20 protein-coding genes and 4 pseudogenes are annotated in these 26,660 nt (G+C 43.6%); 5 read left to right on the forward strand and 19 right to left on the reverse strand.

Annotated elements, in window-relative coordinates; genetic code table 11:
- Window positions 1-694, reverse strand: a 694-nt coding sequence (locus ACE1TF_RS05330; RefSeq protein WP_375014931.1) for a transposase, incomplete at its 3' end; no start/stop codon positions are given.
- A gap of 388 nt (window positions 695-1,082) precedes the next feature.
- On the opposite strand from ACE1TF_RS05330, the pseudogene ACE1TF_RS05335 reads away from it, so the two are divergent.
- Window positions 1,083-2,271: pseudogene (locus tag ACE1TF_RS05335) on the forward strand (IS256 family transposase).
- Between the two features lie 235 nt (window positions 2,272-2,506).
- Here ACE1TF_RS05335 and ACE1TF_RS05340 read toward each other — a convergent pair.
- The 6 genes and pseudogenes from ACE1TF_RS05340 to ACE1TF_RS05365 form a co-directional block, all read right to left on the reverse strand.
- Window positions 2,507-3,220 (reverse strand): annotated as a pseudogene (locus ACE1TF_RS05340) (transposase); the annotation flags it as partial.
- Window positions 3,210-3,491 (reverse strand): annotated as a pseudogene (locus tag ACE1TF_RS05345) (group II intron reverse transcriptase/maturase); the annotation flags it as partial. The pseudogenes ACE1TF_RS05345 and ACE1TF_RS05340, both read right to left, overlap by 11 nt.
- A gap of 595 nt (window positions 3,492-4,086) precedes the next feature.
- On the reverse strand, window positions 4,087-6,312 hold the full coding sequence (gene helD, locus ACE1TF_RS05350) for an RNA polymerase recycling motor HelD (protein WP_375014933.1): 2,226 nt from the start codon (window positions 6,310-6,312) through the stop codon (window positions 4,087-4,089).
- A gap of 167 nt (window positions 6,313-6,479) precedes the next feature.
- Window positions 6,480-7,469 (reverse strand): class I SAM-dependent methyltransferase, encoded by a 990-nt coding sequence (locus tag ACE1TF_RS05355; protein ID WP_375014935.1) that lies wholly within the window; start codon window positions 7,467-7,469, stop codon window positions 6,480-6,482.
- Between the two features lie 12 nt (window positions 7,470-7,481).
- Window positions 7,482-8,801 carry an FAD-dependent oxidoreductase gene (locus ACE1TF_RS05360; RefSeq protein ID WP_375014937.1) on the reverse strand — a complete coding sequence of 440 codons (1,320 nt, stop codon included), beginning with the start codon at window positions 8,799-8,801 and terminating at the stop codon, window positions 7,482-7,484.
- A gap of 75 nt (window positions 8,802-8,876) precedes the next feature.
- Window positions 8,877-9,053 (reverse strand): hypothetical protein, encoded by a 177-nt coding sequence (locus tag ACE1TF_RS05365; protein WP_375014939.1) that lies wholly within the window; start codon window positions 9,051-9,053, stop codon window positions 8,877-8,879.
- Window positions 9,054-9,207: 154 nt separating this feature from the next.
- Between ACE1TF_RS05365 and ACE1TF_RS05370 the strand changes: the two genes are divergently transcribed.
- Entirely contained in the window at window positions 9,208-9,414 is a 207-nt protein-coding gene (locus ACE1TF_RS05370; protein ID WP_042404274.1) for a hypothetical protein, read from the forward strand.
- A 55-nt stretch (window positions 9,415-9,469) separates the two neighbouring features.
- On the opposite strand, the gene ACE1TF_RS05375 is transcribed toward ACE1TF_RS05370, so the two are convergent.
- The 6 genes and pseudogenes from ACE1TF_RS05375 to sppA all read right to left on the reverse strand — a co-directional run bounded on the left by ACE1TF_RS05375 (window position 9,470) and on the right by sppA (window position 17,617).
- On the reverse strand, window positions 9,470-10,093 hold the full coding sequence (locus ACE1TF_RS05375; protein ID WP_375014941.1) for a hypothetical protein: 624 nt from the start codon (window positions 10,091-10,093) through the stop codon (window positions 9,470-9,472).
- A 992-nt stretch (window positions 10,094-11,085) separates the two neighbouring features.
- Window positions 11,086-12,399 (reverse strand): annotated as a pseudogene (locus ACE1TF_RS05380) (transposase).
- A gap of 925 nt (window positions 12,400-13,324) precedes the next feature.
- On the reverse strand, window positions 13,325-13,702 hold the full coding sequence (locus tag ACE1TF_RS05385; protein WP_375014943.1) for a hypothetical protein: 378 nt from the start codon (window positions 13,700-13,702) through the stop codon (window positions 13,325-13,327).
- Window positions 13,703-13,861: 159 nt separating this feature from the next.
- Window positions 13,862-15,082 carry an MFS transporter gene (locus ACE1TF_RS05390; protein WP_375014945.1) on the reverse strand — a complete coding sequence of 407 codons (1,221 nt, stop codon included), beginning with the start codon at window positions 15,080-15,082 and terminating at the stop codon, window positions 13,862-13,864.
- Between the two features lie 1,090 nt (window positions 15,083-16,172).
- Window positions 16,173-16,634: an RDD family protein gene (locus tag ACE1TF_RS05395; RefSeq protein WP_375014947.1), complete on the reverse strand. Its 462-nt coding sequence runs from the start codon at window positions 16,632-16,634 to the stop codon at window positions 16,173-16,175.
- A gap of 11 nt (window positions 16,635-16,645) precedes the next feature.
- Window positions 16,646-17,617, reverse strand: coding sequence for a signal peptide peptidase SppA (sppA, locus tag ACE1TF_RS05400; protein ID WP_375014949.1), 972 nt, complete (start codon window positions 17,615-17,617; stop codon window positions 16,646-16,648).
- 166 nt (window positions 17,618-17,783) lie between these two features.
- Here sppA and ACE1TF_RS05405 point away from each other — a divergent pair, with 166 nt between their 5' ends.
- Entirely contained in the window at window positions 17,784-18,488 is a 705-nt protein-coding gene (locus tag ACE1TF_RS05405; protein ID WP_375014951.1) for a response regulator transcription factor, read from the forward strand.
- Window positions 18,485-20,188, forward strand: a complete 1,704-nt coding sequence (locus ACE1TF_RS05410) for a sensor histidine kinase (RefSeq protein WP_375014953.1) — start codon at window positions 18,485-18,487, stop codon at window positions 20,186-20,188. The genes ACE1TF_RS05405 and ACE1TF_RS05410 overlap by 4 nt, the downstream gene beginning before the upstream one ends.
- Window positions 20,189-20,267: 79 nt before the next feature.
- Here the strand turns inward: ACE1TF_RS05410 and ACE1TF_RS05415 are convergent, their stop codons facing one another.
- From ACE1TF_RS05415 to ACE1TF_RS05440, 6 genes are all read right to left on the reverse strand, one after another.
- A complete protein-coding gene (locus tag ACE1TF_RS05415; protein WP_042404373.1) occupies window positions 20,268-20,471 on the reverse strand; it encodes a hypothetical protein in 204 nt (67 codons plus the stop codon).
- Window positions 20,464-21,696, reverse strand: coding sequence for an MFS transporter (locus ACE1TF_RS05420; RefSeq protein ID WP_375014955.1), 1,233 nt, complete (start codon window positions 21,694-21,696; stop codon window positions 20,464-20,466). The genes ACE1TF_RS05415 and ACE1TF_RS05420 overlap by 8 nt, the downstream gene beginning before the upstream one ends.
- Window positions 21,697-22,016: 320 nt before the next feature.
- Complete coding sequence (locus tag ACE1TF_RS05425) at window positions 22,017-23,102, reverse strand: BclA C-terminal domain-containing protein (protein ID WP_375014957.1); 1,086 nt, start codon at window positions 23,100-23,102, stop codon at window positions 22,017-22,019.
- Between the two features lie 145 nt (window positions 23,103-23,247).
- The gene (locus ACE1TF_RS05430) at window positions 23,248-23,697 is read right to left on the reverse strand and encodes an NUDIX domain-containing protein (RefSeq protein ID WP_375014959.1); all 450 of its coding nucleotides are present in this window, start codon (window positions 23,695-23,697) and stop codon (window positions 23,248-23,250) included.
- Window positions 23,690-24,280, reverse strand: a complete 591-nt coding sequence (locus ACE1TF_RS05435; protein ID WP_375014961.1) for a histidine phosphatase family protein — start codon at window positions 24,278-24,280, stop codon at window positions 23,690-23,692. The genes ACE1TF_RS05430 and ACE1TF_RS05435 overlap by 8 nt, the downstream gene beginning before the upstream one ends.
- Window positions 24,281-24,301: 21 nt before the next feature.
- Entirely contained in the window at window positions 24,302-24,982 is a 681-nt protein-coding gene (locus tag ACE1TF_RS05440; RefSeq protein ID WP_375014963.1) for a copper homeostasis protein CutC, read from the reverse strand.
- 131 nt (window positions 24,983-25,113) lie between these two features.
- Here ACE1TF_RS05440 and ACE1TF_RS05445 point away from each other — a divergent pair, with 131 nt between their 5' ends.
- Complete coding sequence (locus ACE1TF_RS05445) at window positions 25,114-26,544, forward strand: amidohydrolase family protein (protein WP_375014965.1); 1,431 nt, start codon at window positions 25,114-25,116, stop codon at window positions 26,542-26,544.
- Window positions 26,545-26,660 lie beyond the last annotated feature (116 nt).

Consider the following 26,660-nt stretch of genomic DNA (forward strand, 5'->3'; position numbering starts at 1 on the left):
ACCAAAACACATTCTTGCCTTCGCTGTTTTTCTTAATGCCCCACTTGGGATCCATCGGCACCTCCGCCCGTAAGAGATCAACAGAGATGTCCAGCTGATCTTCAATTTTCTTATCGTAGAGCGAAAGCGCCGCTTCTTTTTCTGTCTGCTCTTGACGCCAAGCTTCCTGCTCGGCTTTGGTTTTGCGGCCCCGTTTTGTAGGGGATTCCTTCATGTTCTCAGATTTCTCTTCCTTTACGGGCGCTAAGTCTCGTGCTTTTAGATGAGTGGCGTCGATGGCGACGGTGTCATCGGTAATGAACCCTTCCATAAATACTTGGACAAGCACATCGGATTGAACGGATGCCAGCACCTCAGCGTGTTGGATTTTCGTGACCAAACGTGAAAACGAGGCTTCAGAAGGGACAGCATCCGAGAAGAGAAACCCACAATCGAGTTGGAACTTCACGTCGTGGCGCAAACGGCGAACCAAGTCTTTAATCGTTGGGATTCGCTCAAGAATTCGAATGAGAAGCGCATGAATCATGGCCGGGTAGTTGAGCTGTAAAGGCGCACCCTCCCGGGATTTTTTCGACACCACCCAAAGGATCGAATCAATATTGATCGCCGAAAATACCTCATCGAATCGATGGGGAGGTTCTAAATCATATAAATCTTGCAGGTCAAACAGGCTCGCTTGTCGTATAATAGCCATAAGGGAGTCTTCCTCCAGTCTTTAGAGTTTTGTCAGCACTTAACTCATTCGACTGTTTGGGGAGGTACTCCTTTTTTCGTGACGTGAAAACCTTGGGAGGCTAAGACAGGCAGTTATGAAATTCGTTCATTTTTTAGTAATCAAGCTTTATTGATTATTGACCCTCCTTCCTTATCCTCATTAATACCCAATAGGGAAATTTATAAACATATTTATCAAAAAAATATGTTTATTTATATTGAATTAATTTTACAAATTTTTAAATCTAAATGCTTAGAGGGAGAACGTAAAATATCTTGTGTAAATGTATAAAAAGCACGAAAACAAGAAGCCCTTTTCGAGTAGAATTAAGTCACCACAACCCATTCACAGAAAAGAGGATTCCCTTATGACTGATTTTACTACAGACATTGCACAAGCTCTAGTTCGAAAAGAAGATTTAAACGAAGTGTTTCGTTCTCATTTAGAAAAAGCTGTAAACACCCTTTTAGTCACAGAGCTCACTGCTTTTTGGACTACGAAAAATACGATCGTGTTGGGTTTGGCTCTGGAAACTCGAGAAACGGGACATACACTCGTACGCTTCATACAGAGTTTGGTGACCTTCAAATCATGATTCCGAGAGATCGAAACGGCGACTTTCGCCAACAAACCGTCGCTCCTTACAAGCTATCGAATGAAACCCTTGAGTCGTTCGTCATGCATATGTATCAAGAAGGCGTCACGACCAGTGAAATCGCTGACCTGTTGCAGCGTATGTATGTCCAATATTACACTCCTCAAACCCTCTCAAACATGACCAAAACGATAGAAACGCAAGTGAACGCATTTAAAGAACGCCCGCTCTCAAAGAGGTATGTGTGCATCTATTTAGATGCCACCTTCATTGCGGTTAAACGTGACACTATTTCAAAATAATATGTATATTTAGTCATTTTCCTTCAAGAAGATGGCTCAAAAGAGGTCTTGGCGTATACGATTGAGCAAACAGAATCCGCATTTATTTGGCAAGAAGTCCTTGAAGATCTGAGTGAACGTGGCGTTGAAGACGTTCTATTGTTTATTTCTGATGGGTTAAAAGGCATCAAAGATGCCATCCAACAGATTTATCCATCCGCACGTTATCAAGCGTGCTACGTCCATCTTTCTCGTAACCTTGCCCATAAAGTAAGAGCCTCTGATCGTGCGGAAGTGTGCGAGGACTTCAAGCAAGTCTATCGTTCTTCGAGTCAGAAAGAAGGCCAAGAAGCCCTTGATGCTTTCATAGCAAAATGGAAAAGAGCTTATCCTCATGCCGTTAAATCGCTTGGACAGAACGAGCATATTCTCACATTTTATGACTTCCCTAAAGCGATTTGGCGAAGCATTTACTCGACAAACTTTATCGAATCGTTTAACAAACAGCTTAAAAATACAGTAAGCGCAAAGAGCAATTCCCTAATGAGTCCTCCATTGAACGCTTTTTAGTCAGTCAATTTGAACCTTACAATCAAAAATTCTCAACTCGATGCCATCGTGGGTTTGATAAAGCCAGAGCCGAATTAATGGAAATGTTTGACCAAATAGAAGCTTCATAAGTGATTACATACTAAGAATAGGGCTTTCCATTTACACAAACTTCTTGACGCTCCCCTTAGAGGATCACAATGTACAAAAACCATCAAAGCCTTATACTCTTTTCACAATAATTCTTTTAGTATAAAGATCAAAGGTGAGTTCAATATTATTATAGCTTATGTGAATCAATTTCATAAGTCTTCCTCTTAAAAAAGCACAGATAAACCCTATCAGAATAAGTTTGCTATCAAAAATTTAAGCGTGATGTTCGTTCATACGTTCCGTCAGACGATCACAAGCAAGTTTTGCCCCATTGTAGAGCAGGTGAACGAGGTCGAAATGCACGTTCGCTCGTTTTCCTTTGCGGTAGCGAATATTGTTCAATTAAAAAAACTCTTTGAGGTAGCCAATCACACGTTCAACCGCCGTGCGGCTATTGTAGATGGTTTTCCAAGCTTTGGACCCTCTAGCTGGAGCGTTGTATCGGCGTAAGTTTTGCTTGATGTTCACCTTGTATACCTTTTGACATAAGGAATCCCTGGCAAGTGGACATGTCGCACATTCTTTTGGACGCGCATATTTGAGTGTTTCATAGTGAGGTTCGTAGCTGTCATACCGATATGAATGTTCCCGGACGCATGTCGGTGCGAAATGCTTGTCAAACCCGAGAGCATCCGCTTCGTTTCGCTTGTTAAAAGCGATCACGGAACGAGATCCATTTTGGTAAACCTGTTGATAAATAGCTGGGGCATCGTAACCGGCATCCATTGTATAATACGTGACATCAAGGTCTGGCAGTTGCTTTTTCACACCTTTGAGTAAAGCAATCGCGGCTTTTCCATCATTCAAGTTCCCCGAAGAGAACAACGATTGCAGGGTGTACTGGCTTTGGGCTCCGACGGCAAAGTGACCTTTATAGCCAAACCAAAACACATTCTTACCTTCGCTGTTTTTCTTATAATACTTCGGCAATCGCTTGTTGGATGAAGCGATCCATCACGGTTGGAATGCCTAAGACCCGTTTGCCTCCGGACGGTTTCGGGATTTCGACATGTCGGACGGGTTGCGGTTCATAGGTTCCTTGCTCGATCTCCCGTTTGACACGTGTCCAGTGGTCCAAGAGAAAGGATCGCACGGATTCGGTGGTCATCCCATCGACACCGGCACTGCCCTTGTTTCTTTCCACACGCTTTAGCGCCTGGAGGAGATTTTCCCGGGATAGAATCGCGTTCATCATGATACAAAACTCCTTCTTCGTTTACGATCGGTCTTCTTGTGTGGTCCACACGCTCCGCCCTCCCGTCGGTCCCCCGCGGACTTCACCGCTTCCTCCCGATGGGTAGGTTCACTTTGGGTGTTTCTGCTTCTTTGCGCGGGACGTACGCCAAGCGATCGTATTCCATAACAGATTCGGTCCTTCCTCGCTCTCGAGCTCTGGCGAGTACTATGACCTCGGCTGACTTCTGGTGATTCAACGTTCATTCCTATGAACGCTTACGGGAAGGGTTCCGCGTATTCACCAGACCTCCCCGGGTAAGCGCATGTCCTTCCTCTCCATGTCCCCGCCTCATTTACGTGCTTCCCCTTCGGTCGCTAGGACTTTGACTTGTCAGGCAGTCTCATCCAAGAAAACCCGCCTTTTATGAGATTTGTGTTCCTCGGGGCGGAGATTTGCCTCCAACTTCCTTCAGATTCTGGGTCACCCCAGACACCCTTGTCTTCAGCTAACGGCTACAACGACCTTCGCCGTGCGGGACTCCAACCCTAGAGCCCATGCACATGCCGGGCACACCCGAAGCAAAAAGCGACTGCCGCAGCAGTCGCTTTTTTTCATTTTACTCGGCTATAAGTCGGAAGCGATCACTCGGAACATGCTCGATAAAGCTTGGCAGCTGGCCAATTACGAATACGTCCAATTGGTGCATTGCCCGAGTAGCGCTCGTGTAGAGCATGTGGCGGTCGCGGGCGGTATGGTAGTTTTCCTCGGTCACTTCGGCAATAATGACGCGGTCAAATTCAATGCCTTTGGCAAGGTACGCCGGGGCGATGAGCACATTCTCCCGGAAGCTGTCGGTATGCTCTTGAATGAGTTGCACACCATCTGGCAAATCATGAAGCAATTGCTGGGCTTCATCCATCGTCTTTGTGAGAATGGCAAGTTTTCCTCGTCCTTCCCAAGCGACAACCTCTTGCTTTAGTGCATCTTCATAAGTGTAGCGATCTTGAAATTGACGCACAGTTGGCAATGTCCCTTCACGCTGAAACGGAATGACGTTCGACTCATTCGGGAGCAATTCTTTTGCGAAATTCATGATGGTTGCTGTCGAGCGATAGCTTTGTAACAATGTAATTTGCTCTACATTCTCTTCTTCGTCTTGAGCGGTTGAAAGGATGGATAGTCCCTCTGCTGTATGACGATGAACGGCTTGATCGATATCACCGAGCAACGTGATACGCGCTTGCGGGAAAAGGTTTTTCAAGTATGCGATTTGCATGTTCGTGTAATCTTGCGCCTCATCAATAAAGAGGAAACGAATGTCTGCTGTGTGCGGACGACCTTTCACTTGATCGGTCAAGTAATAGTACGGAGCAGCGTCTTCATAAAGCATGTACCGGTCCGTTAAATCTCTCCCGGAAAACTGCTCGTATAATGACGTGATATCGACAAAGTCATACGCTTCGATTTGCTTAAATACGGGCTTGGCAGATTGACGAACGACAAACCTACGCACGAGACGCTCCTCTTCTAACTGGTCACTCTTTGACGGGTTTTCTCCTAATTTTTGTCTTACTTTTTTGGACGCAATGTTATACACATCTTTCGGTTGCATCTGCGCTTGTTCTTCTGCCCACGGCTGGTCCGCTTCTTTTCGTTCAAAAGCTTTCAGTTCGGTTTCAAGTTGTTCAGCCATTAATTCAAGCCGGTTCGGAGTCGAGATGTGATCTTCATATGAATAAAAAAGATCAGCAATGTCCTCGCCCGATTTCCATACGTCACCGCGAAATACGAGTGGAGTAAATTTCATCCCTTCTTCATTCAGTTGCTCAATGAAACGATCGAGTTCTTGGATGTAGTCCGGTTCGGCGTAACGAATATTAGCGTCGTCTTCAGTGAGCAAACGCTCAATTTGCCTAAACGGACTTTCCAATGTCCATCCATCTGGCAGGCGGCCGGCAATATGATGTTGGAACGTCGTTTGCTTTAAGTTCTCTTCCCCGAGTTCCGGTAACACACCAGATACATATCGGTTGAAAAGAGGGTTCGGCGATAACAGCAACATGTTCGCACTATCAAATTGTTCTCGGTATTTGTAGAGCAAATACGCGACGCGTTGCATCGCTGCAGACGTCTTCCCGCTGCCCGCTGCACCTTGGACGATTAGCATGCGTGAGCGCTCATTTCGGATAATCGCATTTTGCTCTCGCTGAATCGTACTTACAATGTTCGTCATTGCATCAGAGGAAGACTGACTGAGCAACTGTTGCAATAATTGATCGCCGATTGTCAGTCCGGTATCAAACATTCCTTTTAATTCGCCGCGCTCAATCAAGTATTGGCGTTTCTTCGTCATCTCCCCATGCACTTCTCCGTCACCACTTGAAAACTTCACAGCTCCAGGGGCGTAGTCATAGTACATGCTAGAAATCGGGGCACGCCAATCGTAGACGAGAAATTCTTGTTGTTGTTCATCTTCTAATGAAGCAATGCCGATGTATATGGCTTCTTCTTTCGACTCACCAGTCTCCTGAAAATCTAATCGCCCGAAATAGGGGGAGGTTTCCAGTCGTTCCAACGTTCGAATGTGTTTCGTGAAACGTTGATAAGAGCGTTCATGCTCACCTAATAGTTCTGCTCGTTGTCGGATGCTCGCTTCTGTCTCTATAATGTCATCAGGTTCATCTAAGTTGACGGTCACTTCGTCCCAAAACGTCTTTCGCATGTCAATGACTTCTTGCTTCGATAAGCCCGCTTCGTCAATACGCGCTTGCTTTTGACGTTGAATGACGTCAATGACTCGCGAGAGTCGCTCTTGTTCCTGTTGTTCTTCTTTCGATTCCATGCAAACACCCCTTAAAAAGTCATCATTGACACTAGACAATATAATCTGATATAATGATAATGAACAAGTATGAATGATTCACAAATTTTATGAATCACTATTTCATTTTACACGTAATCACATAAGAATACAACAAAGGACTGCCTCGTTTTCAGGCAGTCCCTTTTTTAATCTTTTTTTGTGAGATGGAAGAAATGCCAACCGCCTTCTTTTACGACAGCCGTTTCGTTTTTAATTTTGAACCGTTGTGTATCCGCAAGTTGCTTAATTTCTTTTCTCGTTGGCAGTGGATGCATGTCTTCGTGCCCGCTCATGAAACTGTTAAATGCCGCTGGAAATGCTAACCCTTTTTCGGAATCGGCAAGGGGCGTAATCATGACGAAGCTTCCTTTTGAAACGAGGCTACGATAAATATAATCAAAGATCTTTGATCGTTCTCCTTCATTAAAATAATACAAAGCGTTATTCATCATGATGAGGTCTGGGCGTTCGTCGTGTTCGATTTCACTCAAAATGTCTTCTTGTTTAAAACGAATATGCTTGTGGTCGGCTCTACGAGCCGCTTCTTGAACGACGGCTTCATTAATTTCTATACCTGTAAGCGATAAGTCGGGGTGGTCAGCTGCAATCCGGTTCAAGTAGCCACCGTACCCAGACCCTAGATCAAGAATATGTTTTGCCTTCGTATCTTTAATGACGCTGTTCAGTTTAGGATATGCGATGGTTTCAATAAGAGCACTCGTCTCCGCGACAACATGGCCATAGTCGTCTTCATCGGGGTGCGGATCTTTTGACAGTTTCTGATCAAACGCCAACAGCGTCGGAATGTGAAGCCTCATCATTTCTTCAACGAGTACACCGACAGATGATTTATCGAATTTGGACATTTGCTTGCGGATGGACTTCACACTCTTTACTCGGTCTTTGCTTTTCTTTTTCAAGTGCCCAACTGCAATACCTGTTTCTACCCAGCAGTTCAGCAATTGTTCATCTAACTGATCTTCCGCAGCCAACATTGATATGGGCATTGGCTTTTCTAGGCGATCAAAAAGCCCATATCGATAGCCAATATACGCATGCCATGTCGGCAAAAATGATTCATTGCTCTTCATCCATTTGCGGGCATTGTTCATCCGTACGATTTCATTTACTAACATCTCTTCAGCTCCTCACTGATACTTAAAAGGGTAGTCATCTTTATCGGTATAAAAGTACGGATTCTGCTTGCTTGTTGGGTATACTCCACCTCGGTCGATCGCAGGTAACACATCTAAATGATTGGACCAATCCAATAGATTGGCTTTTGCATATCCCAAACCTGAAACATTGAGCATTTGTTGAAAATGCAAAAGCGGTCGCTCTTCCATCGCTGTGATCGCACGTTTACGAAGTAAGCGAAACGCCCGATTGTGATAGGAATAGGCTAAAGCCGAACGGTGGCTCAATGCAATCATCTGATCAACACGAGGCTTTCGAACGGATTCGTACCAACCGAGCTGGCGTTCGTCTCGCCACTTTCCCTGTTCGTCCATCCAACAAAACAGTTCACTTAATACGTCAGCATCTTGAATCGCCAAGTTCATCCCTTCACCGGCCATTGGGTGAACCGAGTGTGCAGCATCTCCTAAAATGGCCATTCGTCCTCTCGTATATCTGGGAGACTGAAAGCGAAATGGGATCATCAGTTGCACGTCTCGCCACTCTTTAATCGTCGTCATCGTTTCACGAAGTTCAGGGACGTATTGCCCGTGCAAATCATAATAATCCGTAATCGGCTGGTCTTTAAATTGTCGATAACTGCCTGGGGGGATCATGTATACAGAACGAACTTGCTCGTCGGGTAAAGGAAATAATCCTAGGAACGAGTGCGCCGCCCCAAAGACAAACCCATCTGTCAATGACGCGGGCCTAGGAAAAGAAGCGGTCAGGAAATGATGATTGTATTTCTTCTCTTCGTTTGTAATGCCCATCGCCTTGCGCATCCTTGATCCACGGCCTTCGGCTCCGACATAATAGTGGGCCGAGATTTTCATTTCCTTACCACCTGTGGTAATCACTGCTTGATCATCTTGAAATCCCGTAAATTTCGCGGGACGAATCACTTCCACACTAGGAAGCTTTTTAATCTGGGCAATGAGAAGGTCACGAAGTTCTTCGTGAGGAATCATCCGCGCTTCGTTAAACGGGTGCGCCAAAATCTTGTAGCTAAGGCGACTTTCATTGCGTATAAAACCGTCATTATGATTCCAATTCCACTCTTGTGTGCGCAACGTTTCAACCGGGAACGAGGAAACGTCTAGTTGCTTTCCTAATCCAAGTCGGTGGAGAATTTCAATACTCTTTGGTTGGAGCAACTCCCCTTTGTAAAGCGGGCTTCTTCTTCGGTTCCGCTCTGCGACAATAACCGAAATACCGCAAAGCCCGAGCTTCAAAGCAAGCGTCAACCCACCAACCCCTCCACCGGAAACGAACACATGGCATGTTTTCATGTTTATCACCTGTTTGAAGATACCCCCATTCGCTTGATGTTAAACAGGGGTAGACCCGTTAACATTCGAGGGATGTCAGTTCCAAAACGCAATCGTATCCATGAAATTCGTAAGCCATTCAGTATCATAGTCAAACACTTCTCCGCCAATCAAAAAGGGGACATAGACGAAGAGCGCTACACCTAACGCTGAAAAGAACACAATTCTCGCAATTCTTTTAGAACCAAATATACGCCTTTCTCGTTTAAACACTTGGCATCACCCTTTCTTTTACTAGGGACGCGACGTTGTGATACGCTTGTCATGCTTAATTTGAACAATTGTCTTCGAGCAAATCAACGTATGTACCCCTTCCCCTATCTAAAAATTCAAAACTGATTTTCTGTGAAATAAGGAGGGAATTCTTTTGCGAACCGTGATGGTCATTGTGACATTCTTCCTGTTGTTTGGAGGATTTACTGTTGTTGGAGCTAACCTGCTAGACTTGATCTTTCAGCATCGTGCCCTTGTTCTATTTGTGAGCTTAGGCATGCTAATTGTAAACCTCATCGTGAGCATCTTTTTGTCTCAACAGTTTGTTGATTGGGTGATTCGAAAATGGAAAAACGCGTGACTGCATGTCACGCGTAAAACGAGATGTTAAAATGGATACAAGCAACCGAGACGCTCTACGTGTTAAATGTATCCTTGATTTCCCAAGAAGCCATATTGAATCCAGATTTTGCTCCGTTTGCGAAGCCGTCTTGGTACGATTCAACAGCTGTTTCTGAAATCGCTACATTCGCAAAATGATTTTGTTCAATTTGTTGAACGAGATCTGTAATGCTTTTTTCAGTGAGCGCCGTGGAATGATGAAGCATAATGGAAATATAATTCCCCACTTGTTCGTATGCGAACGCAATCCCTTCAAACATCCCTTGTTGGAAATGCTCATTCAAGTTATTCACTTCTTCAATTGCCTCTTCTGGTATATCATCCCGATAATCGCTTTCTTTAATCGTTTCCCCTAAAGGAACCTTGCTCTGCTCAATATTATCTTTAGATAGCTTTTGAAAACGATTCCTCACTCTCTCCAACTGTTCTTCCAACGACAATCTCTCCTTTTCATATTCAAAATCACGGACCATGCGATTCACAACATATCGATACGCCGCGTTCATACCTTTAGATACGAAGTACAAATTTTGTTCGTCAGTGTTCATTTGCTCCCGTGTCGTTTTTTCCATCTGAATAAAGTCTTCAATACAATCCTCGATCTTTGCCCCTCTAAACATTTTCTTCCGATAGTCCAACGTTAACCTCCTCGTCATCATTGTTTTTTTTCATCATACTCTTAATGTTTACATATGTAAACAAAAAATAACTGAAAATAAAAACACTTTGCAGGCGAAGCGCTTGCGAAGTGTTTTTATTATTATGCTACTTAGGATGAACTCTAGATTTTGTGTTAGTTGTTGCTCTCCATTACAGGCTGATATTTGCAGTCCAGACTACAAGTGCGTCACCGCCTTTCGTTACATCCAACGTTACTGAATAGGCGACGTTGAACTTTAGGCTTTAACGGTCGCTTTGCCATTGATTCGTGAAGAATTTCTTTAGTATTACTTATATGAGCCCGTACCACAATAGGCGCGGGCTTTTTTTACGCCATTTTGTACTGTCTCTTCAATGAGGTCTGTGGTCTTCTTCATATCCTCGGGGCTGATTCCCCATGTAGTATTGGGTTGTTTTTTTAAAAGGTGCGAGCAATCTTCAATTTTGCCTTTTCAGAACAGATAATATTTTCATATCTTTATACAAATATAATCCCCCACAAACCTAACAATATAAAGATTATCGCCAAACTATAATTAATCCAAATAATTTTTTTCGAATATTTATTATCTTTATTCTCTGTATAAGTTTGAATTGCTAATATAGCTCCTAAAAGAAAAGGCAAAAAATCAAAAAAATTAAGAGATGCAATTACATATGACGATGCAAGAGCAATAATTGTGATGACTATTAAGATGTTCCTAATTAAAAGCATTTTAGCCCCTCCCTATAAAAAAATCTTATTTAAAGATTACCCCAATTATGATTGAATAATTCCTATAAGTTCTAATAAATTAAAATCATAGAGTTTTGAGACATGACTTAACCCGTATATGTCGCTCTAAATTGTTAACAGTAGTTTTTATCCTTATTTCTATTTATTTGGTTGAGGTATTTGAATCAATTTCATAAGTCTTCCTCTTTAAAAAGCACAGATAAATCCTATCTGAATAAGGTTGCTTTCAAAAATTTAAGCGTGTTGTTCGTTCATACGTTCCGTCAGTCGATCACAAGCGAGCTTTGACCCATTGTAGAGCAGGTGAACGAGGTCGAAATGCACGTTCGCTCGTTTTCCCTTGCGATAGCGAATATTGTTCAATTGAAAAAACTCTTTGAGGTAGCCAATCACACGTTCAACCGCCGTTCGGCGATTGTAGATGGTTTTCCAAGCCTTGGACCCTCTAGCTGGAGCGTTGTACCGACGTAAGTTTTGCTTGATCTTCACTTTGTATACCTTTTGACATAAGGAATCCCTGGCAAGTGGACATGTCGCACATTCTTTTGGGCGCGTATATTTGAGCGTTTCATATTGAGGATCATAGCTGTCGTAGCGATACGAATGTTCCCGGACGCACGTCGGTGCGAAATGCTTGTCAAACCCGAGGGCCTCCGCTTCGTTGCGCTTGTTATAAGCGATCACGGAGCGAGATCCATTTTGATGGACCTGTTGATAAATGGCTGGGGCATCATAACCAGCATCCATTGTATAATACGTGACATCAAGGTCTGGCAGTTGCTTTTTCACACCTTTGAGTAAAGCAATCGCGGCTTTTCCATCATTCAAGTTCCCCGAAGAGAACAACGATTGCAGGATGTACTGGCTTTGGGCTCCGACAGCAAAGTGCCCTTTATAGCAAAACCAAAACACATTCTTGCCTTCGCTGTTTTTCTTAATGCCCCACTTGGGATCCATCGGCACCTCCGCCCGTAAGAGATCAACCGAGACGTCCAACTGGTCTTCAATTTTCTTATCGTAGAGCGTACATTCCGCTTCTTTTTCTGCCTGCGCTTGACGTGAAGCTTCCTGCTCAGATTTCTCTTCCTTTACGGGCGCTAAGTCCCGTGCTTTTAGATGAGTGGCGTCGATGGCGACGGTGTCATCGGTAATGAACCCTTCCGTAAAGGCTTGGACAAGCACATCGGATTGAACGGATTCCAGCACCTCCGCGTGTTGGATTTTCGTGACCAAACGTGAAAACGAGGCTTCAGAAGGGACGGCATCCGAGACGAGAAACCCACAATCGAGTTGGAACTTCACGTCGTGGCGCAAACGGCGAACCAAGTCTTTGATCGTTGGTATTCGCTCAAGAATTCGAATGAGAAGCGCATGAATCATCGCCGGATAGTTGAGCTGTAAAGGCGCACCTTACCGGGATTTTTTCGAAACCACCCAAAAGATCGGATCAATATTGATCGCCAAAAATACCTCATCAAATCGATGGGGAGGTTCAAATTCATATAAATCTTGCAGGTCAAACAGGCTCGCTTGTCGTATAATAGCCATAAGGGAGTCTTCCTCCAGTCTTTAGAGTTTTGTGGGTATTTAGCTCATTCGACTGTTTGGGGAGGTACTCCTTTTTTCGTGGCGTGAAAACCTTGGGAGACGAAGGCGGGTAGTTATGAAATTCGTTCATATATATCATTCACATTATTTTTTCAAAAACGAATGGAGGATAGATCTATGTATTATTATTCTGCACTAAAAAGACATTTTCCCGTACGACCTGCAACAGATGAATTACAGCATTGTGAGGTTTAAGTTACCCCCCAGTTGTTTAAAAGATTATCTACAATCGATCCCCATGGATCTATAAGTTAATCCTTTTCTTTAAACATGTTAGCCTTTAACATTGTATTTGCAGATATTTTTAAAATTACGATAATTAGGTGAGTTACCTTAAGTCGTATAACTTTGCCATTATGATATCGTTAAGGGAGCTTCAAAATTACACAAATAAAATAGCAGGAAAATTAATACACTTATCCAAACTCGTTGGAATTTAAACACAAATTAATACTGCGATGGTGATTATTGTGACTACTAAAAAAGCTTTTCTTTATATCATAATTGCTCCGTTTGTATATCTATTTTTTTCGTTACTTATAGGCTTATTTAGAGGTGAAATGAATCTCGGATTGAGGCATATTATTGAATTGTTAGTTCAAGGAATTTTTTTAGGAGTTATTTTCTGTATTGTTATTTGGATAATTATGTATATCAATAAAACTAAAACAAAAAATAATCAATGAGAAGAACTTTATATTATATCGGAGGTTGTATTGGAAATAACCCTCCCCTTTTCGATGATCGTCACCATCCATTAAGGACGTGGAGATAAGACAATGAATAAACCGAAGACAAGAACGGTGACCTACACTTCAAATGTCCCAAAATCGCACTCGAGAATTTACTTTACAACAATATTTAATCAATAAACTCGAGCTAATATAACGAAAGATACATACATTACTGCAATCATAATCCCCGCTAATAAGCCTAAGATTTGCAGTACGCCTACTTGAATGACTTGAAAGAGGACGATTGTAATCAGTACGATGACCACACCGAGCATAATGAAAAAACTATAAAACATGCCTCGCTCTTTAATCTTGCGAGCACGTTCATCATTTTCTTTAAATTGCGGGTGTAAATAGCTAAGGCAAAAACACATGATTGCAACGCCTAAAAAGATAAATTCAAATCCTCTCACCGCCCCCGTGCCGAGCATTAAAAGAGACACGAACAGAGCGATGAGAATTCCTGCGACAGAGAACGCGTTTATAACCGGCAGACGGGAATTAGACATCGGCATCTCTCCTCATTAGTGCTTTGAACAAACGATAGCGCACGAAGAAGCCCATTGTCAAGTTCCCTTTACTCATATAATGAATGCACCCCTGCCGATTGTGCATTTAACTACTTATACTTACATTCCAGCCCGAAAAACCATACACTTTGAATTCATTTAACTTTCCGCTTTGAATATCACTTTGTCTGACGGTTTTAAAGTCAGTAATGGTAAAGCGGTGAATGATGTGATGATGATCAAGAGTCCGGCATAAAATCCTATGGTCGTTGCTGAAAAAAATTCAAGTAGAACACCTGTACTCATCATAGAAACTGCCATCATCACATTGGACATCGTGTCACTTAATGCAAAAGCTCGTCCATGTACGTATTTTGGTACAACAAGCATTGTTAGTGACGTAAATGATGCATTACCAATTCCTGCACCAATTGTAGCGAGAAGTATAAAAAAAGCTGCTATCCATAAGTTTGGTGATTGACTGACTGCCATATGGGCTCCGCCTTCAATGACAGATGCAAAAATAACAGCATAGATTAACCACCGTTTGAACAAATGGGCGACCATTCCACTTATTAAGAAACCGATCCCTAATGATGCATACAGAATTCCAACTCCTTGATCCCCTGCTCCAAATGTTTGATAGCCGTATACAGCTATTAACACATTGATTGCGCCGCCCCCGATCGGCCACAAAAATGCTTGGATAGCAACAATCTTAATAAGTAGAGAGTCTTTAAATTCTTGCCAAAAAGTTGTGTGTACGATTTGAGATTCGTTCTCGGAATGTTGTTCTTCTTCTGATGAGAAATTGATCCTAAGTACTAAAATTGCAGAGGCAAGAAATGTTAAGGCATTCATAATAAAAGCTAACTGAGTTCCAATGAGGGCACTGACAACGCCACCTATTGAAGCACCAAGCGTCATATTAATTCCACCTAAAGATTGATCGATGGAATTCGCAATAGGGATGTTTTTTTCCTTAACAATTCTAGGGATAAGTGCTTGTCTTGCAGGCATGGATAATGCTGAAAAGAACACTAAGGCCACCGTAACAACATATGCAATCCAAACGTTATCTTCTGAACTAACGAGTAATAATGACAACGCAAGAAAAATCCGAGAAAAGTCAGAGATCACTAGAATTAATTTCTTGTTAACTCGATCCGTCAAGTATCCTGCTATTGGCCCCATAATAAGAAATGGTAACGTCCTGGCTGCTAACGTAATCCCAACCGCTAATCCGGACCCCGTAATTTGAAGTAAAAGACTTAGTATAGCTACACTACTAAACCAATCTCCAATACCACTTATAAAATTTGCAGAAACCAATCTTCGGTATGACTTTTCTTTACTAAGAACGTCTATAATATCCTTCAATATGATCACTCATAATTTAAAATTTTAATATTAATACACAATGATCAAATTACTAGAATATATAACCATCGTCAACCGTATATCTTGTAATAACACTAAAAATTTTGAATGGAATGACATTTTAATATGCACAAGATAGAGAAGAAAATATAATGATAGCGAAATTTCCTTAGTAACTTATTTGAGTCAATTTCATAAATCCTTAGATTAGCCAACAAAACAAGTGTTATTATATCTTTCTTAAAACAGTTCCAATCAAATGGATACAATTTGATTGGAACGAAAGACTGCAACGCCTGCGGAAAAAGGACCTGGAAAAGACAGTGCTGATCGTAAGATCGTCCACAGAAAAGGGAGGATTAACTCTAATTCACTTTTTTAAGTGTCTACTTTTCAGGGAGCATAATCTAAGGTCAATGGTACGAATTCAGCCTCATTAGATATTAAACCTGTATAAATCTTCCTTTAGGGCATTTCTTCGAATTTATTCCGAATGATCCTAAAGTTTCTTTCCTTTCTATATAGACCAAACTTAAGGTCTTCCTGATTTGGGCTGTTGGTTATTGGGTTGGAAGGGTAGCGCGGTGCCACACTTACTGCGCGCAAGTTTGCCTAATTTAACGATTTTGGGACTCATTCCGCTAAACTTGCGCGCAGTTTGCTCCAAGTGGAGCGCAGATTCAATGCCCATAAGCGAGCAACCTGTCGGCCTGAGAGAGGCCGATGCCAAATCGGACTCGGTTCGGCGCGGTTCGCGCCGACATCTTGTAGGTACTTCGGGGCAAGGATGTACACATGACCTTGTGATCTGTTACCGAGTTCGCTCATTCTGTTACCTAGTTTATGAGAAAACATCGCTTTTCCTGCGATTTTCCCCAACTTGAGAACAGTTCGGTCGCAACTCGAGCACAGTTTCCTCTTTGCCAAGCTTCCCATTGGTTCTTGAAGAAATTTTTTAGTTTAACTTATATAGCACCTTAGTTACCCAACAGAAAAACTGTTACAATCCACCATTTTATGGTTGCAGTATATTCCTACGTACAAATGCACCCCTACCGATTGTGCATTTAGCTATTGGTCAAACGGCGTATCAGTGTGAGTGCGTATTGTTTTCGCCAACCCGGATACTGCCGCGCTTAACGACGACTCTCGTATCTGACAACAAGTCATGCACGCCTGCTTTTTCGGGATGCACAGCAATCATGATGTAGAGAAGGTTGGTAATAACGAACACGCGGTGTATGATCCTCCCTGCCACTTCACGAACAAATACGTCTTTCCACAATAGCGAACCACCCTCCAAACTCTCGACCCGCAAGCCAAATGCCATTTTTCCAATCGTTTGCTGTTGCCATTTCGTTAAGAGAATGAAGTATACGTAATAGCTAAACGTCACCATAATTGCTTCAATTGCAAATACGCCAATCGCAAGATCATCAGGTAACCAAAGTGCGAATACGGGCCGAATGAAAATGACATTCAAAGAAGCGACGATTAGAAGATCCAAGACATATGCCCAAAACCGTAACCAAAAACCTGCATACATTTGCATCGTCTTCCCTCCTATTGATGCAAATAGAGCAAACTCGGCGCTCTATTTGCATCAAATTTGTCAGAGGCGAACGCTCCTAAGCCAAGTGGCGCCAATACATTCCACATTGACCCTTCTGTAGAACCATTCGTATAATGCGTCACAGTCGCATCTAAGTCGAGCATCAACTCCATATGCAAAACCGTGTCTTCAAGATCGCCAAGTTCATCAACAAGTCCATTTTGCAATGCCTGGTTCCCCGTGAACAACTGGCCTTGTGCTACCGTGTTGACTTCTTCTTCGCTAAACGCTCTGCCTTCAGCAACGATCGATGTGAAATCATCATACATATCATCGGCAATCGCTTGCATGAGTTCAGATTCCTCTTCGGTTAAGGATTCAAAGGGTGACCCCAGCTGTTTGAATTCACCAGAAGAGAAGGTCGTTTCGGAAATGCCCCATTCATCGGCAAGATCAGCGATATTAAACCCTGCACTCATCACTGTTCCAATTGAACCGGTCAGTGTCGCCGGGTGCGCCATAATATAATCAGCACCTGCTGCAATGTAATACCCGCCAGATGCGGCCATTTCAGCCATCGAAACGTATACTGGCGTGTCAAATTCTTCCTTGGCGCGAACGACTTGTTCATAGATTGCATGACTAGCGACGACACTCCCCCCCGGCGTGTTCATCGTAATCACAATCCCATCGACGAGAGGATCTTCCATTGCATCATTTAGCATTTCCATAAATTGACGATGGTGGTATCCCGCCGCCAAAAAGCCTGATTCACTACCTGTGTCTTCAATCATGCCGTCCAGTTCAAGGACGACAATTTCTCCGTTCGTTCCGGTCTTCATCACTTCTTCGCGGTACGTTTGATCAAACGAAAATACGTCCGAAAAGTCAGCCGTCATGACGGCTACAAACATTTGTACTGGAATGGCAATACCAACGATAAGAACAGCAATTCCACAAGCAACCCAACGTTTCATATTCATTTTCCTTACTCCCTCCAAAACCTAAGTCTATAGCTAGCATACAAATCGAAGGTTACTAGAAGAGAACGATCGCCTCACCGGTAGATTAAATATGATTCTTCTTGTTGAGCTTCTCGTAATGTTCAGATGGTACACTATTTTCATAGAGAGTAAGGAGTGAAGAACGATGACTAGCCCGCGAATCTTACTTGTGGAAGACGATAACGCTATACGGACGATGCTTCACAAAGTCCTTCAAAAAGAAGGGTTTCAAGACGTTGATGGTGCCACAACTCAAAAACAAGCACTAACCCTTTGCCACACGCATACTTATGATTTCATCCTTCTTGACGTGATGCTCCCGGATGGCGATGGATTTGAGATTTGCAGACAAATTCGCCACCAATCTGGAGCGACGATCTTCTTCGTCACAGCGAAAGATTCAGATTTTGATAAACTGTCAGGTTTCGCTATTGGGGGTGACGATTATATTACGAAACCTTTTAACCCGTTAGAGATCGTTGCAAGAATTCGGGCCCGTCTGTTGCGTCCCGCTTCTGCGCCATCAACAGACGCTTCATCACATGCATACGAGCGTTTCACGATTGATGCTCGGGCAGGAACGCTTACTGTGCTCGGTGAACGTACGAGCTGCCCTGCCCTCGTCTTTCAGTTATTGCTTTTCTTTTGCCGACACCCTGGCCAAGTCTTCCATAAAGAACAGCTTTACGAAAAGGTATGGGGGGATGAGCATTATTACGATGCACATACTGTGACCGTTCACATTCGTCGAATTCGGGAGAAAATTGAAGCGAACCCGAGTAAGCCCGAGTATATTGAAACGGTTCGTGGACTCGGTTACCGGTTCATCCCTGATGGAGACGGGTCATGAAAGGATTTCGTTTTCGGTTATGGAGACGATTCACACTGCAATATGCCATCATCTTGTTCGTTACCTCAACACTATTATTCACAATTATTCTGATTTTCGGCTTTTACTTGACTACCCAAGAACGTCGCACAGACTTTTATGATGCTGGACTAGAGAGTTTGTCCTTCTCTGTATCAACGGAGTATGAATTTTCTGGGGAACTATCGATCATTGACGAATTGCAAGAGGAAGCAGATGCTCGAAATGGATGGTTTCAAATTGTTAATCAAGACGGAAGCGTAGCGGACACCTATCCTGCCGGTGAAGGATTTGCTCAGTCGTATACATTGCAAGAACTTCAAACGCTGGTCGACAATCCAATTGTAGGTAATTACCATATGTATACGTCTTATTTTCAAGTCGCTGAAAACACCTATTTCCTTCTTTATGGGGAAGAACGCGTCACAAACGAATTGCTTGCTACTTTCATTGAAGAGGGTAACACTTCTGAAGTACTCCAACAGTTTGATCAACACGATGCTTGGGGGTATGTATTCAATGATGACGAGCTCGTCAATCAATTGCGCGCACCCGAGTGGTTACGGCAACCTTCATTTGGAGAAGTGATGCTACATCAAATACAGCCTGAAAGCGTGGATGCGTATGTCCAAATCGCAGAATCTGACGGGCTCACATATGTCGTCTATGCTCCCATTCCCGAGTTGCCTTTTCGACCATTGAATGAAATCGGGTCTACATTACTCATCATCTCACTCGTCATTCTCGGCATTGCGATTCTTGTATTTGCCGTTGCGTCCCTATGGTTTACACGGACTTTCACAAAACCGATCTATGGCGCCATCAATTGGCTTGATCAGCTCGGAGACGGTGACTTCACTCCTCCTGCTGCGTTCGGAAAAACGAAAAAGGGAAAATGGAAACGACCTTATCGTTTTTATCAAGAATTGTACCACTCACTCTCAAAACTTTCCGCACAGCTGGAACACAACAAAGCTAAACGAATTGAACTGGAAGCGAGTCGTGAAGCGTGGATTGCCGGATTGTCTCATGACATGAAAACCCCTTTATCTTCCATACAAGGGTACTCGATTATGCTTTCAAACAAGGCGTACGAATGGGACAAGGAAGAAATTATTGAGGTGGGGACGACCTTAAATGAGCGGTCTAGTTTCATGAGCACGCTCATCGAAGACTTAAACTTAACGTATCACCTTGAAAGTAACCGTTTGTTTATTCAGAAACAAACGGTTCCCCTCGAACCTCTTCTTAACAAGAGCATCGAGGCATTTGAACATACAGGTCAAACGATCGTCTTAGATCATGAATCAACAAATTTGATCGTTAATGTCGATCCTAGATGGTTCGTCCGTATGATTGGCAACGTGCTTGATAATGCCATAAAACATAACAATCCTGAAACACACGTCCGCGTGCGTACTGAACGGGTTGAAAATAACGCATTAACCGTTCACATCATTGATAACGGCAAAGGCATGAATGAAGAAACGCTAACAAAGCTGTTTGATCGGTATTATCGGGGCAAATCTTCACAGGAGCGAACCGAGGGCAGTGGACTTGGAATGACAATTACAAAAGAACTCGTCCATCACCACGGAGGATCAATTGATGTCACAAGCAAGCCTGGAAAAGGGACCACCGTGTCGATACATTTACCGATTGAAGACGGTGAATCTCCGTAAAAAAAGACTCCGGTTGGCAAAAACTCTTTTCAATGAGGAAGTTATTAAAAAAGCAGTTGATGTGGCAAGTGTAGTCACATCAACTGCTTTTGTTATTGATTACGAAATTGATAATCCATAAACAGATGAGTTGCATTGGGACGAGCACCATACTTGTAATGCTTACCCAAAGTATATCGCCGGTAAGTATCGTGACCATTAACATTGCGAGAATAAATACACTAATTGCAATAATGATGGTTAAATAAAAGCTTCTCGGCAATGAACGAACCCATTCAACCATTACTGTTCCCCCCTTCTTCTTGAAAGAACGACTTGCGTTTAGGCGCCAACACAGACATTGCAAATCCGACACTCATAACGAGCATAATGACAGCAAGTAGTACAATAATAAGTCGAAGTGATATGAGATCAGCAAAAACCCCAACACCGAGAATAAAGCCAACATGAAACACGCTTTGAATTAACTGAAAAATACTCGTCACCCTGCCCATCACCGCGGTAGGAATGTTGTTTTGATAAAAAGTTAGGATGCCCGCATTCAAAAACACATTGAAAAAGCCTAGTAGAATAAATCCAACACTAATCGACGTGAATGACCACGAAAACGCATAAATCACATATCCACACGCCGTCATGAAAATGCCGACCGCAATCATCGACCGGATCGATACTCGATTTGAAAAAATTGAGAGCGCAAACGCACCGACAACAGCACCGATCCCTGTAATACTAATGAGTAAAGTGTAATCCACTTCGGAAAGACCAATGACTTGCTGAACAAACACGACTTCTTGTGCATCCATTGCAAACGTGAACGTCGTGACGACAATAAACCCAAAATAAATGAAGGTCACATACCTGTGATTCGCCATAAATTCCTTTACGATAGAAAAATCACGCACGACTTGCCGCACTGTTAAGGATGGAATTGCCTCACGATTCGTTTCTTCGGCTTTCGGTAGGATCAGCAAAAATAGCGCTGCTAATATAAAGAAGCCAGCATTCAGCCACAACGTCACTTCTACAGTGCTCAAATAGATAAGCGCGCCGCCAATTGCAGGCCCAATAATAAATGCGCTAGAATCACAAAACGAACGGATCGCATTAAATCGCTTTCTCTTCTCTTTTTGCACCGTCATCGCAATGTATGTCATTGATGCTGGTGTATGGAACGCTTGAGCTACACTTAAAATGACAAGCACGCCATAAATAACGACCATGTTCGGGGCAAACGGAATCATAAATATGAACAACGCACGCAAAACATATGTAACGAGCATAATATTTTTCTTGCTACGATAATCAATAAAACTTCCTGTCCAAAACTTCGTAACGATATTTGTAAGCGGACCGATGATCCATAACCCAGCTACAGCTGCTGCCGAACCTGTTAACTGTAGTACCATAATATTAATCGCTACTAAATAAACGAAATTACCCACGCTTGACATGCCGATTGCAAAAAGCAACAAACTTGGGTTTTTCCACCCTCCCGCTCCAGTCATGATGAATTCCCCTTTCTGCTATATATGAAAGGTTCTTCACCGACATACCCGCCCCCTGCAAACGGCACATACGTTCATAATTTTGTAGAAAATATGACTAAAGTCACTGCCGAATGACAATGACTTCACTTAAAAAATCCCCTAATGAAAGCACCAACATAAACGACCATCTCAACGAAAACCGAGAACCCATCTTGCTTCGTCGTTTTCTGTTTGACCCGACTCATGGTATCACCTCTATTTCATTGTTACCCAAAAAAGGAAAAGAAAAAACATTCTAACTTTTTTATGTAGAAAGGGAGCTTCTCCCTTCCTTAACATTAAGCGATGCGAACGATGGACAACGCAGCTCCTTGCCCGCCTTGCAGTATTGCAGCTCCGAGCAATCCAAATAGTTGTAGTGTAATCGTATCTCCTGCAGCTAAAGTCACAATGAAATTCGCTGATGCGTTCGTAAGCGCAACGGTTGGTGAGACAACCGATTGTGGAATTGTCACTCCATTTTGCAGTACACGAGAACTGACTAACACACCCGCAGTGAACCGTAAGCTATACGAAATCTGATACGTCCCCGCCTCACTGATCGTAAACTGTTCATTCGCAGCACCTACAGCGATGTTATTAAGTGACTGGTTGCTTGGCAACGGCACATTCGTACCACCAAGAATAACCGCGATGGTAGGAGCGGTCGTATTGGCAGCAAACCCAAACGTCGTAGTCGGGGACGGTCCTGTTCCTGTCGCTCCAGTAATACCAGTCACACCAGTAGCTCCCGTCGGGCCCGTCACCCCTGTTACACCGGTTGCTCCGGTTACTCCAGTAATGCCGGTTGCTCCTGTTGCTCCCGTAATTCCAATGCCTGTCGCTCCCGTAACGCCGGTTGCTCCAGTCACACCTGTAACTCCGGTTGCTCCCGTTGCTCCTGTAATTCCAATACCTGTCGCTCCCGTAACGCCGGTTGCTCCGGTCACACCTGTAACTCCGGTTGCTCCTGTTGCTCCAGTAATTCCAATACCTGTCGCTCCCGTAACGCCGGTTGCTCCGGTTAAGCCTGTCGCGCCAGTGACCCCAGTCACACCTGTCGGGCCCGTCACACCTGTTGCTCCCGTTCCAGGGGCGCCAGTGGCACCTGTCGGGCCAGTTGCTCCGGTTGGACCTGTCGGACCGGTAGCGCCTGCACCTGGACCCGTCGGGCCCGTTGGGCCAGTGATCCCTGTTATGCCCGTGCCTGTCGGTTGCGTCGGAGACGTTGGTATCGTCGGACTTGTTGGGATTGTTGGAGTCGTCGGGGTCGTTGGAAATCCCCCATTTCCACCACCCCCGACGATGCCTGGACCGTTGATTAGGTTGTTATTCACTTCAATTCCACGCCGACGGCGGCGATTGGATGGTCTTTCAAAGTTCATAAATGTGTACACCTCCAAAAAAGTAAATCCACACATAGCATATTCAACTTCAGGAGAAAGGACACATTTTTGAGGAAGTTTCCTTGATTTATAGACATAAGGCTATTACTTTATAAACTCTATTTTCCACTCTTTACAGTGGATTTTACAACTCACTCCACAAATCAGAAACGTAAGATTTCGTCTCGTCATGGGAAAGCGTCCCGACAAGTGTATGTTTCTTCACAAAGCGCACTCGCGTAATCTCTTGATCAACAGGTTGGAGGTGAGAAATCTCTCCTAAAAACTCGACAAGAAACATCGTCGTTTCTTGTTTCTCATAGCCAATCTTTTCTTGAATTGACTTTGAGAATTCAAAACTGAGCAGCCGTTCAAATTGTTTATGAACCCGGTAGTTCTCACAACCCGTTTCCTCTTTTAGTTCCCGTAACAAGGCGCTCTCAAGGTCAACATCCCGCGTCTCGACGCCGCCTTTCACGAAATCCCACACTGATGAAATTGTTTGTTTGCCGAGCGTTGTATTGATGTTTGATTTATAAACGAGCAAATAGTTGTCCTGTTGATAAATAATTGCACCGACTGCTTTTCTAATCATTATTCACCACACCTATGTACTCCAACTGCTCGTTCAACTCAAAGTAAGTCATCGTTGAGTGATGGATAAATGGAGGATTCCAAAACTGTTCTAGCGAATTGCCTTTCGCCATTTGCAGTAATGTTTTAATAACAATCGCATGTGTAACGATAAGAATGTTTCCTGAAACGTGTTTAATTGCTTCCAAAAATAACGCCACTCTCGTTCTTACGTCTTCAAAAAGTTCACCATGAACAGTTGTAAACGTATGAGGGGTGTTCCAAAATGCAAATGATTGTTCCGGGTACTTCTCATTAATTTCTGCTTGAGTTTGCCCTTCCCACTCACCCATGTTCATTTCTTTTATACGTTCATCATACTGAACTGGGCCAAGGTGGTCGCCTCTAACAATTTGAGCGGTTGTGCGCGTTCTCAAGCTTGGGCTAGAGTAAATCGCATCCAGACTTAAACGAGCTAATCGTCCTTGCATACGCTTTGCACTTTCCACGCCGTTAGTCGTAAGTTCCGAGTCCGACCATCCTTGCATTCTGTGCTCACGGTTCCATACCGTCTCCCCGTGTCTCATGATATACAGTGTTGGCATATTGATCGATCCTTTAATCTATTATTCGCATAACGCGCTAAGCTGTTGCACCTGTTCTAGTTCAAGCGGTTGGTCGAACGAGCGATCCACCCTTGCTGCGGTACCTATTTGATAGTATTTCGCATAGAGAAATCGGTGAATGTACGCTAAGTTATTACCAGTAATGCCTGAACACGGCATAATGGCCGGCCCTTTTCGCTCCCATGACTGAGCCATCATCTCCCGTAAGACGAGCAATGCGTCTTCAGCTTTCGGTCTACCTCCAGATGTAAGCACATCGGTGACAAATTCTTTATAGTCACAAATTGCATCGTACGCTTCGTGGATGTCTACCGTATTATCGATCGCGCGATTAAACGTTAGTTTCATCCCCTTCGTTACGGGGATGACTTTCTCTAGAAATGTCCGATCTACGTGACCACTTGCGGTTAGTGCACCAACGACGATACCGTCTACACCGCCAAGTTCGGCAATTTCTTTGACCGTCTGTGCGATCTTCATTTGTTCCTCATCACAATATGTAAACGAACCTCCGCTCGGACGAATCATTACCCTTACTGGCACACCCACCGTGTTTATAACGCTTTCGATAACTCCAATATCAGGGGTTCTACCGCCTTCATTCATCGACGTCGCTAGTGCCAACCGCGATGCTCCACCTTCTTCGGCAACTTGTGCATCCGTTTCGTTCAGAACAACCATTTCCAGTGCGATACCAACCGCCTCCTCTTTTTATAAAGTCTAGCATACGTTCCATAAGCACTGTTAGAATTAACCCTCTTTTCTGACATATTTTTACGTTATAATGAATTAAAAAGGAGTGAATCACGTTGATGACTGGAGATTATTTATTTGAACACGCGCTGGTGATTACGATGGAAGGTACAGGTTTAGGCATCATTGCTGACGGGGCAGTTTGTGTAAAAGAAGATAAAATTGTCGCAGTAGGTGAAACTGCTGAAGTAAAAAAATCATATACTGCGCACCGTGTGATCTCTGCCCACAATAAAGTCATAATGCCTGGGCTGATTGACGCCCATATGCATAGTGGGCTTGGTATTCTTCGCGGTGTTGCTCAAGACACCCACCATTGGATGGAAAAAGGGCTTTGGCCGTTTATGCAATTTCTCACTGGTGAACAACGCACCGCTGGTTCACTCGTGAACCTTATTGAAGCTGTGAAAGCAGGAACAACGACGATTTGCGACTATGATGCAGGCATGAAAAACATTGTCAAAAACCATGTCCAACTCGGTACGCGCGCTCGCGTGTGTGACATGATTAATGAAATGACAGAGTCAAAAAGTGAGGATCGCGAAGTCGGCGAATTGTATGCATTTGACCCTGCCGTTGGTGAACGTAAGCGGCAGTCTAACGTAGAGTTGTTTGAACAATACCACGAAACAGAAAACGGAAGGATTACGTGCCTTTTCGGTCCACAAGGACCAGATATGATGTCGCTAGAACTGCTACTCGACATTCAATCGCTAGCAGAAAAATATAATACGGGGCTTCACATGCACGTTGCACAAGGCGATCGTGAAATCGATCAGATGCTTTTGCGTTACGGAAAACGAAGCATTCCATACTTAGAAGAACATGGGTTTTTAAACGAGCGTTTAATGGCTGTACACTTAACTGAAGCAACCGCAAAAGAAACGAAAACCGTCGCCTCCTCTGGTGCAGCAATGATCCTTTGCTCAGGTAGCATCGGCATTATTGATGGGATTGTTCCGCCAGCGAAAGAATTCTTAGAGACGAGCGACCGCTTCGCCCTTGGCTCTGATCAAGCCCCAGGAAACAATTGCAACAACATGTTTAATGAGATGAAATTCACATCAATCTTAAATAAATGCAAATACCAAGACCCAACATTATTTCCCGCTTGGCAAATGTTAAAAGCAACGACGATTAACGCAGCAAAGGCCATCGGTATGGACCATGAAATCGGGTCTTTAACACCGGGGAAAAAAGCGGACCTGATTATGCTCGACCTCCACTCTCCCGCACTCTTTCCACGCATCGATGGTCCCATTCGTAACATCGTGCCGAACCTCGTGTTCTCGGCAAGCGGTCAAGAAGTCGAATTTGTGATGATTGATGGCAACGTGGTTGTTGAAGACCGGATCGTGCAAACCGTCGATGAAAAAGAAGCGATGAGAAACGGTCAAAAACACGCCGACCAACTTGCCTCCTCCGCACAAAAGATTAGCGGAAAGCTGGATACACCGCTTGCTGGAATGATGAAGGACGGCTTGCTTTAAACTGAGCTAAAGTCGGGGAATAATGGAAATTATTTCTATAGAATGAACGTAACATTTTCCTGATTTGCGCTGTTGGGGTTGGGTTGGAGGGGTAGCGCGGTGCTAGGTGAGTCATT

Origin of the sequence: Geomicrobium sp. JSM 1781026, assembly GCF_041949955.1 — a bacterium.
In the GTDB taxonomy this organism is placed as follows: domain Bacteria; phylum Bacillota; class Bacilli; order Bacillales; family Marinococcaceae; genus Geomicrobium_A.

What these genes read in the sequence shown, in the direction of transcription:
- ACE1TF_RS05360 (WP_375014937.1), bottom strand. Translation starts at nt 8,801, where the DNA reads ATGAAAACATGCCATGTGTTCGTTTCCGGTGGAGGGGTTGGTGGGTTG.
- ACE1TF_RS05405 (WP_375014951.1), top strand. Translation starts at nt 17,784, where the DNA reads ATGACTAGCCCGCGAATCTTACTTGTGGAAGACGATAACGCTATACGG.
- ACE1TF_RS05355 (WP_375014935.1), bottom strand. Translation starts at nt 7,469, where the DNA reads ATGTTAGTAAATGAAATCGTACGGATGAACAATGCCCGCAAATGGATG.
- helD (WP_375014933.1), bottom strand. Translation starts at nt 6,312, where the DNA reads ATGGAATCGAAAGAAGAACAACAGGAACAAGAGCGACTCTCGCGAGTC.
- ACE1TF_RS05415 (WP_042404373.1), bottom strand. Translation starts at nt 20,471, where the DNA reads ATGGTTGAATGGGTTCGTTCATTGCCGAGAAGCTTTTATTTAACCATC.
- ACE1TF_RS05425 (WP_375014957.1), bottom strand. Translation starts at nt 23,102, where the DNA reads ATGAACTTTGAAAGACCATCCAATCGCCGCCGTCGGCGTGGAATTGAA.
- ACE1TF_RS05410 (WP_375014953.1), top strand. Translation starts at nt 18,485, where the DNA reads ATGAAAGGATTTCGTTTTCGGTTATGGAGACGATTCACACTGCAATAT.
- ACE1TF_RS05395 (WP_375014947.1), bottom strand. Translation starts at nt 16,634, where the DNA reads ATGCAAATGTATGCAGGTTTTTGGTTACGGTTTTGGGCATATGTCTTG.
- ACE1TF_RS05435 (WP_375014961.1), bottom strand. Translation starts at nt 24,280, where the DNA reads ATGCCAACACTGTATATCATGAGACACGGGGAGACGGTATGGAACCGT.
- ACE1TF_RS05440 (WP_375014963.1), bottom strand. Translation starts at nt 24,982, where the DNA reads ATGGTTGTTCTGAACGAAACGGATGCACAAGTTGCCGAAGAAGGTGGA.
- ACE1TF_RS05385 (WP_375014943.1), bottom strand. Translation starts at nt 13,702, where the DNA reads ATGTCTAATTCCCGTCTGCCGGTTATAAACGCGTTCTCTGTCGCAGGA.
- ACE1TF_RS05420 (WP_375014955.1), bottom strand. Translation starts at nt 21,696, where the DNA reads ATGACTGGAGCGGGAGGGTGGAAAAACCCAAGTTTGTTGCTTTTTGCA.
- ACE1TF_RS05430 (WP_375014959.1), bottom strand. Translation starts at nt 23,697, where the DNA reads ATGATTAGAAAAGCAGTCGGTGCAATTATTTATCAACAGGACAACTAT.
- sppA (WP_375014949.1), bottom strand. Translation starts at nt 17,617, where the DNA reads ATGAATATGAAACGTTGGGTTGCTTGTGGAATTGCTGTTCTTATCGTT.
- ACE1TF_RS05445 (WP_375014965.1), top strand. Translation starts at nt 25,114, where the DNA reads ATGACTGGAGATTATTTATTTGAACACGCGCTGGTGATTACGATGGAA.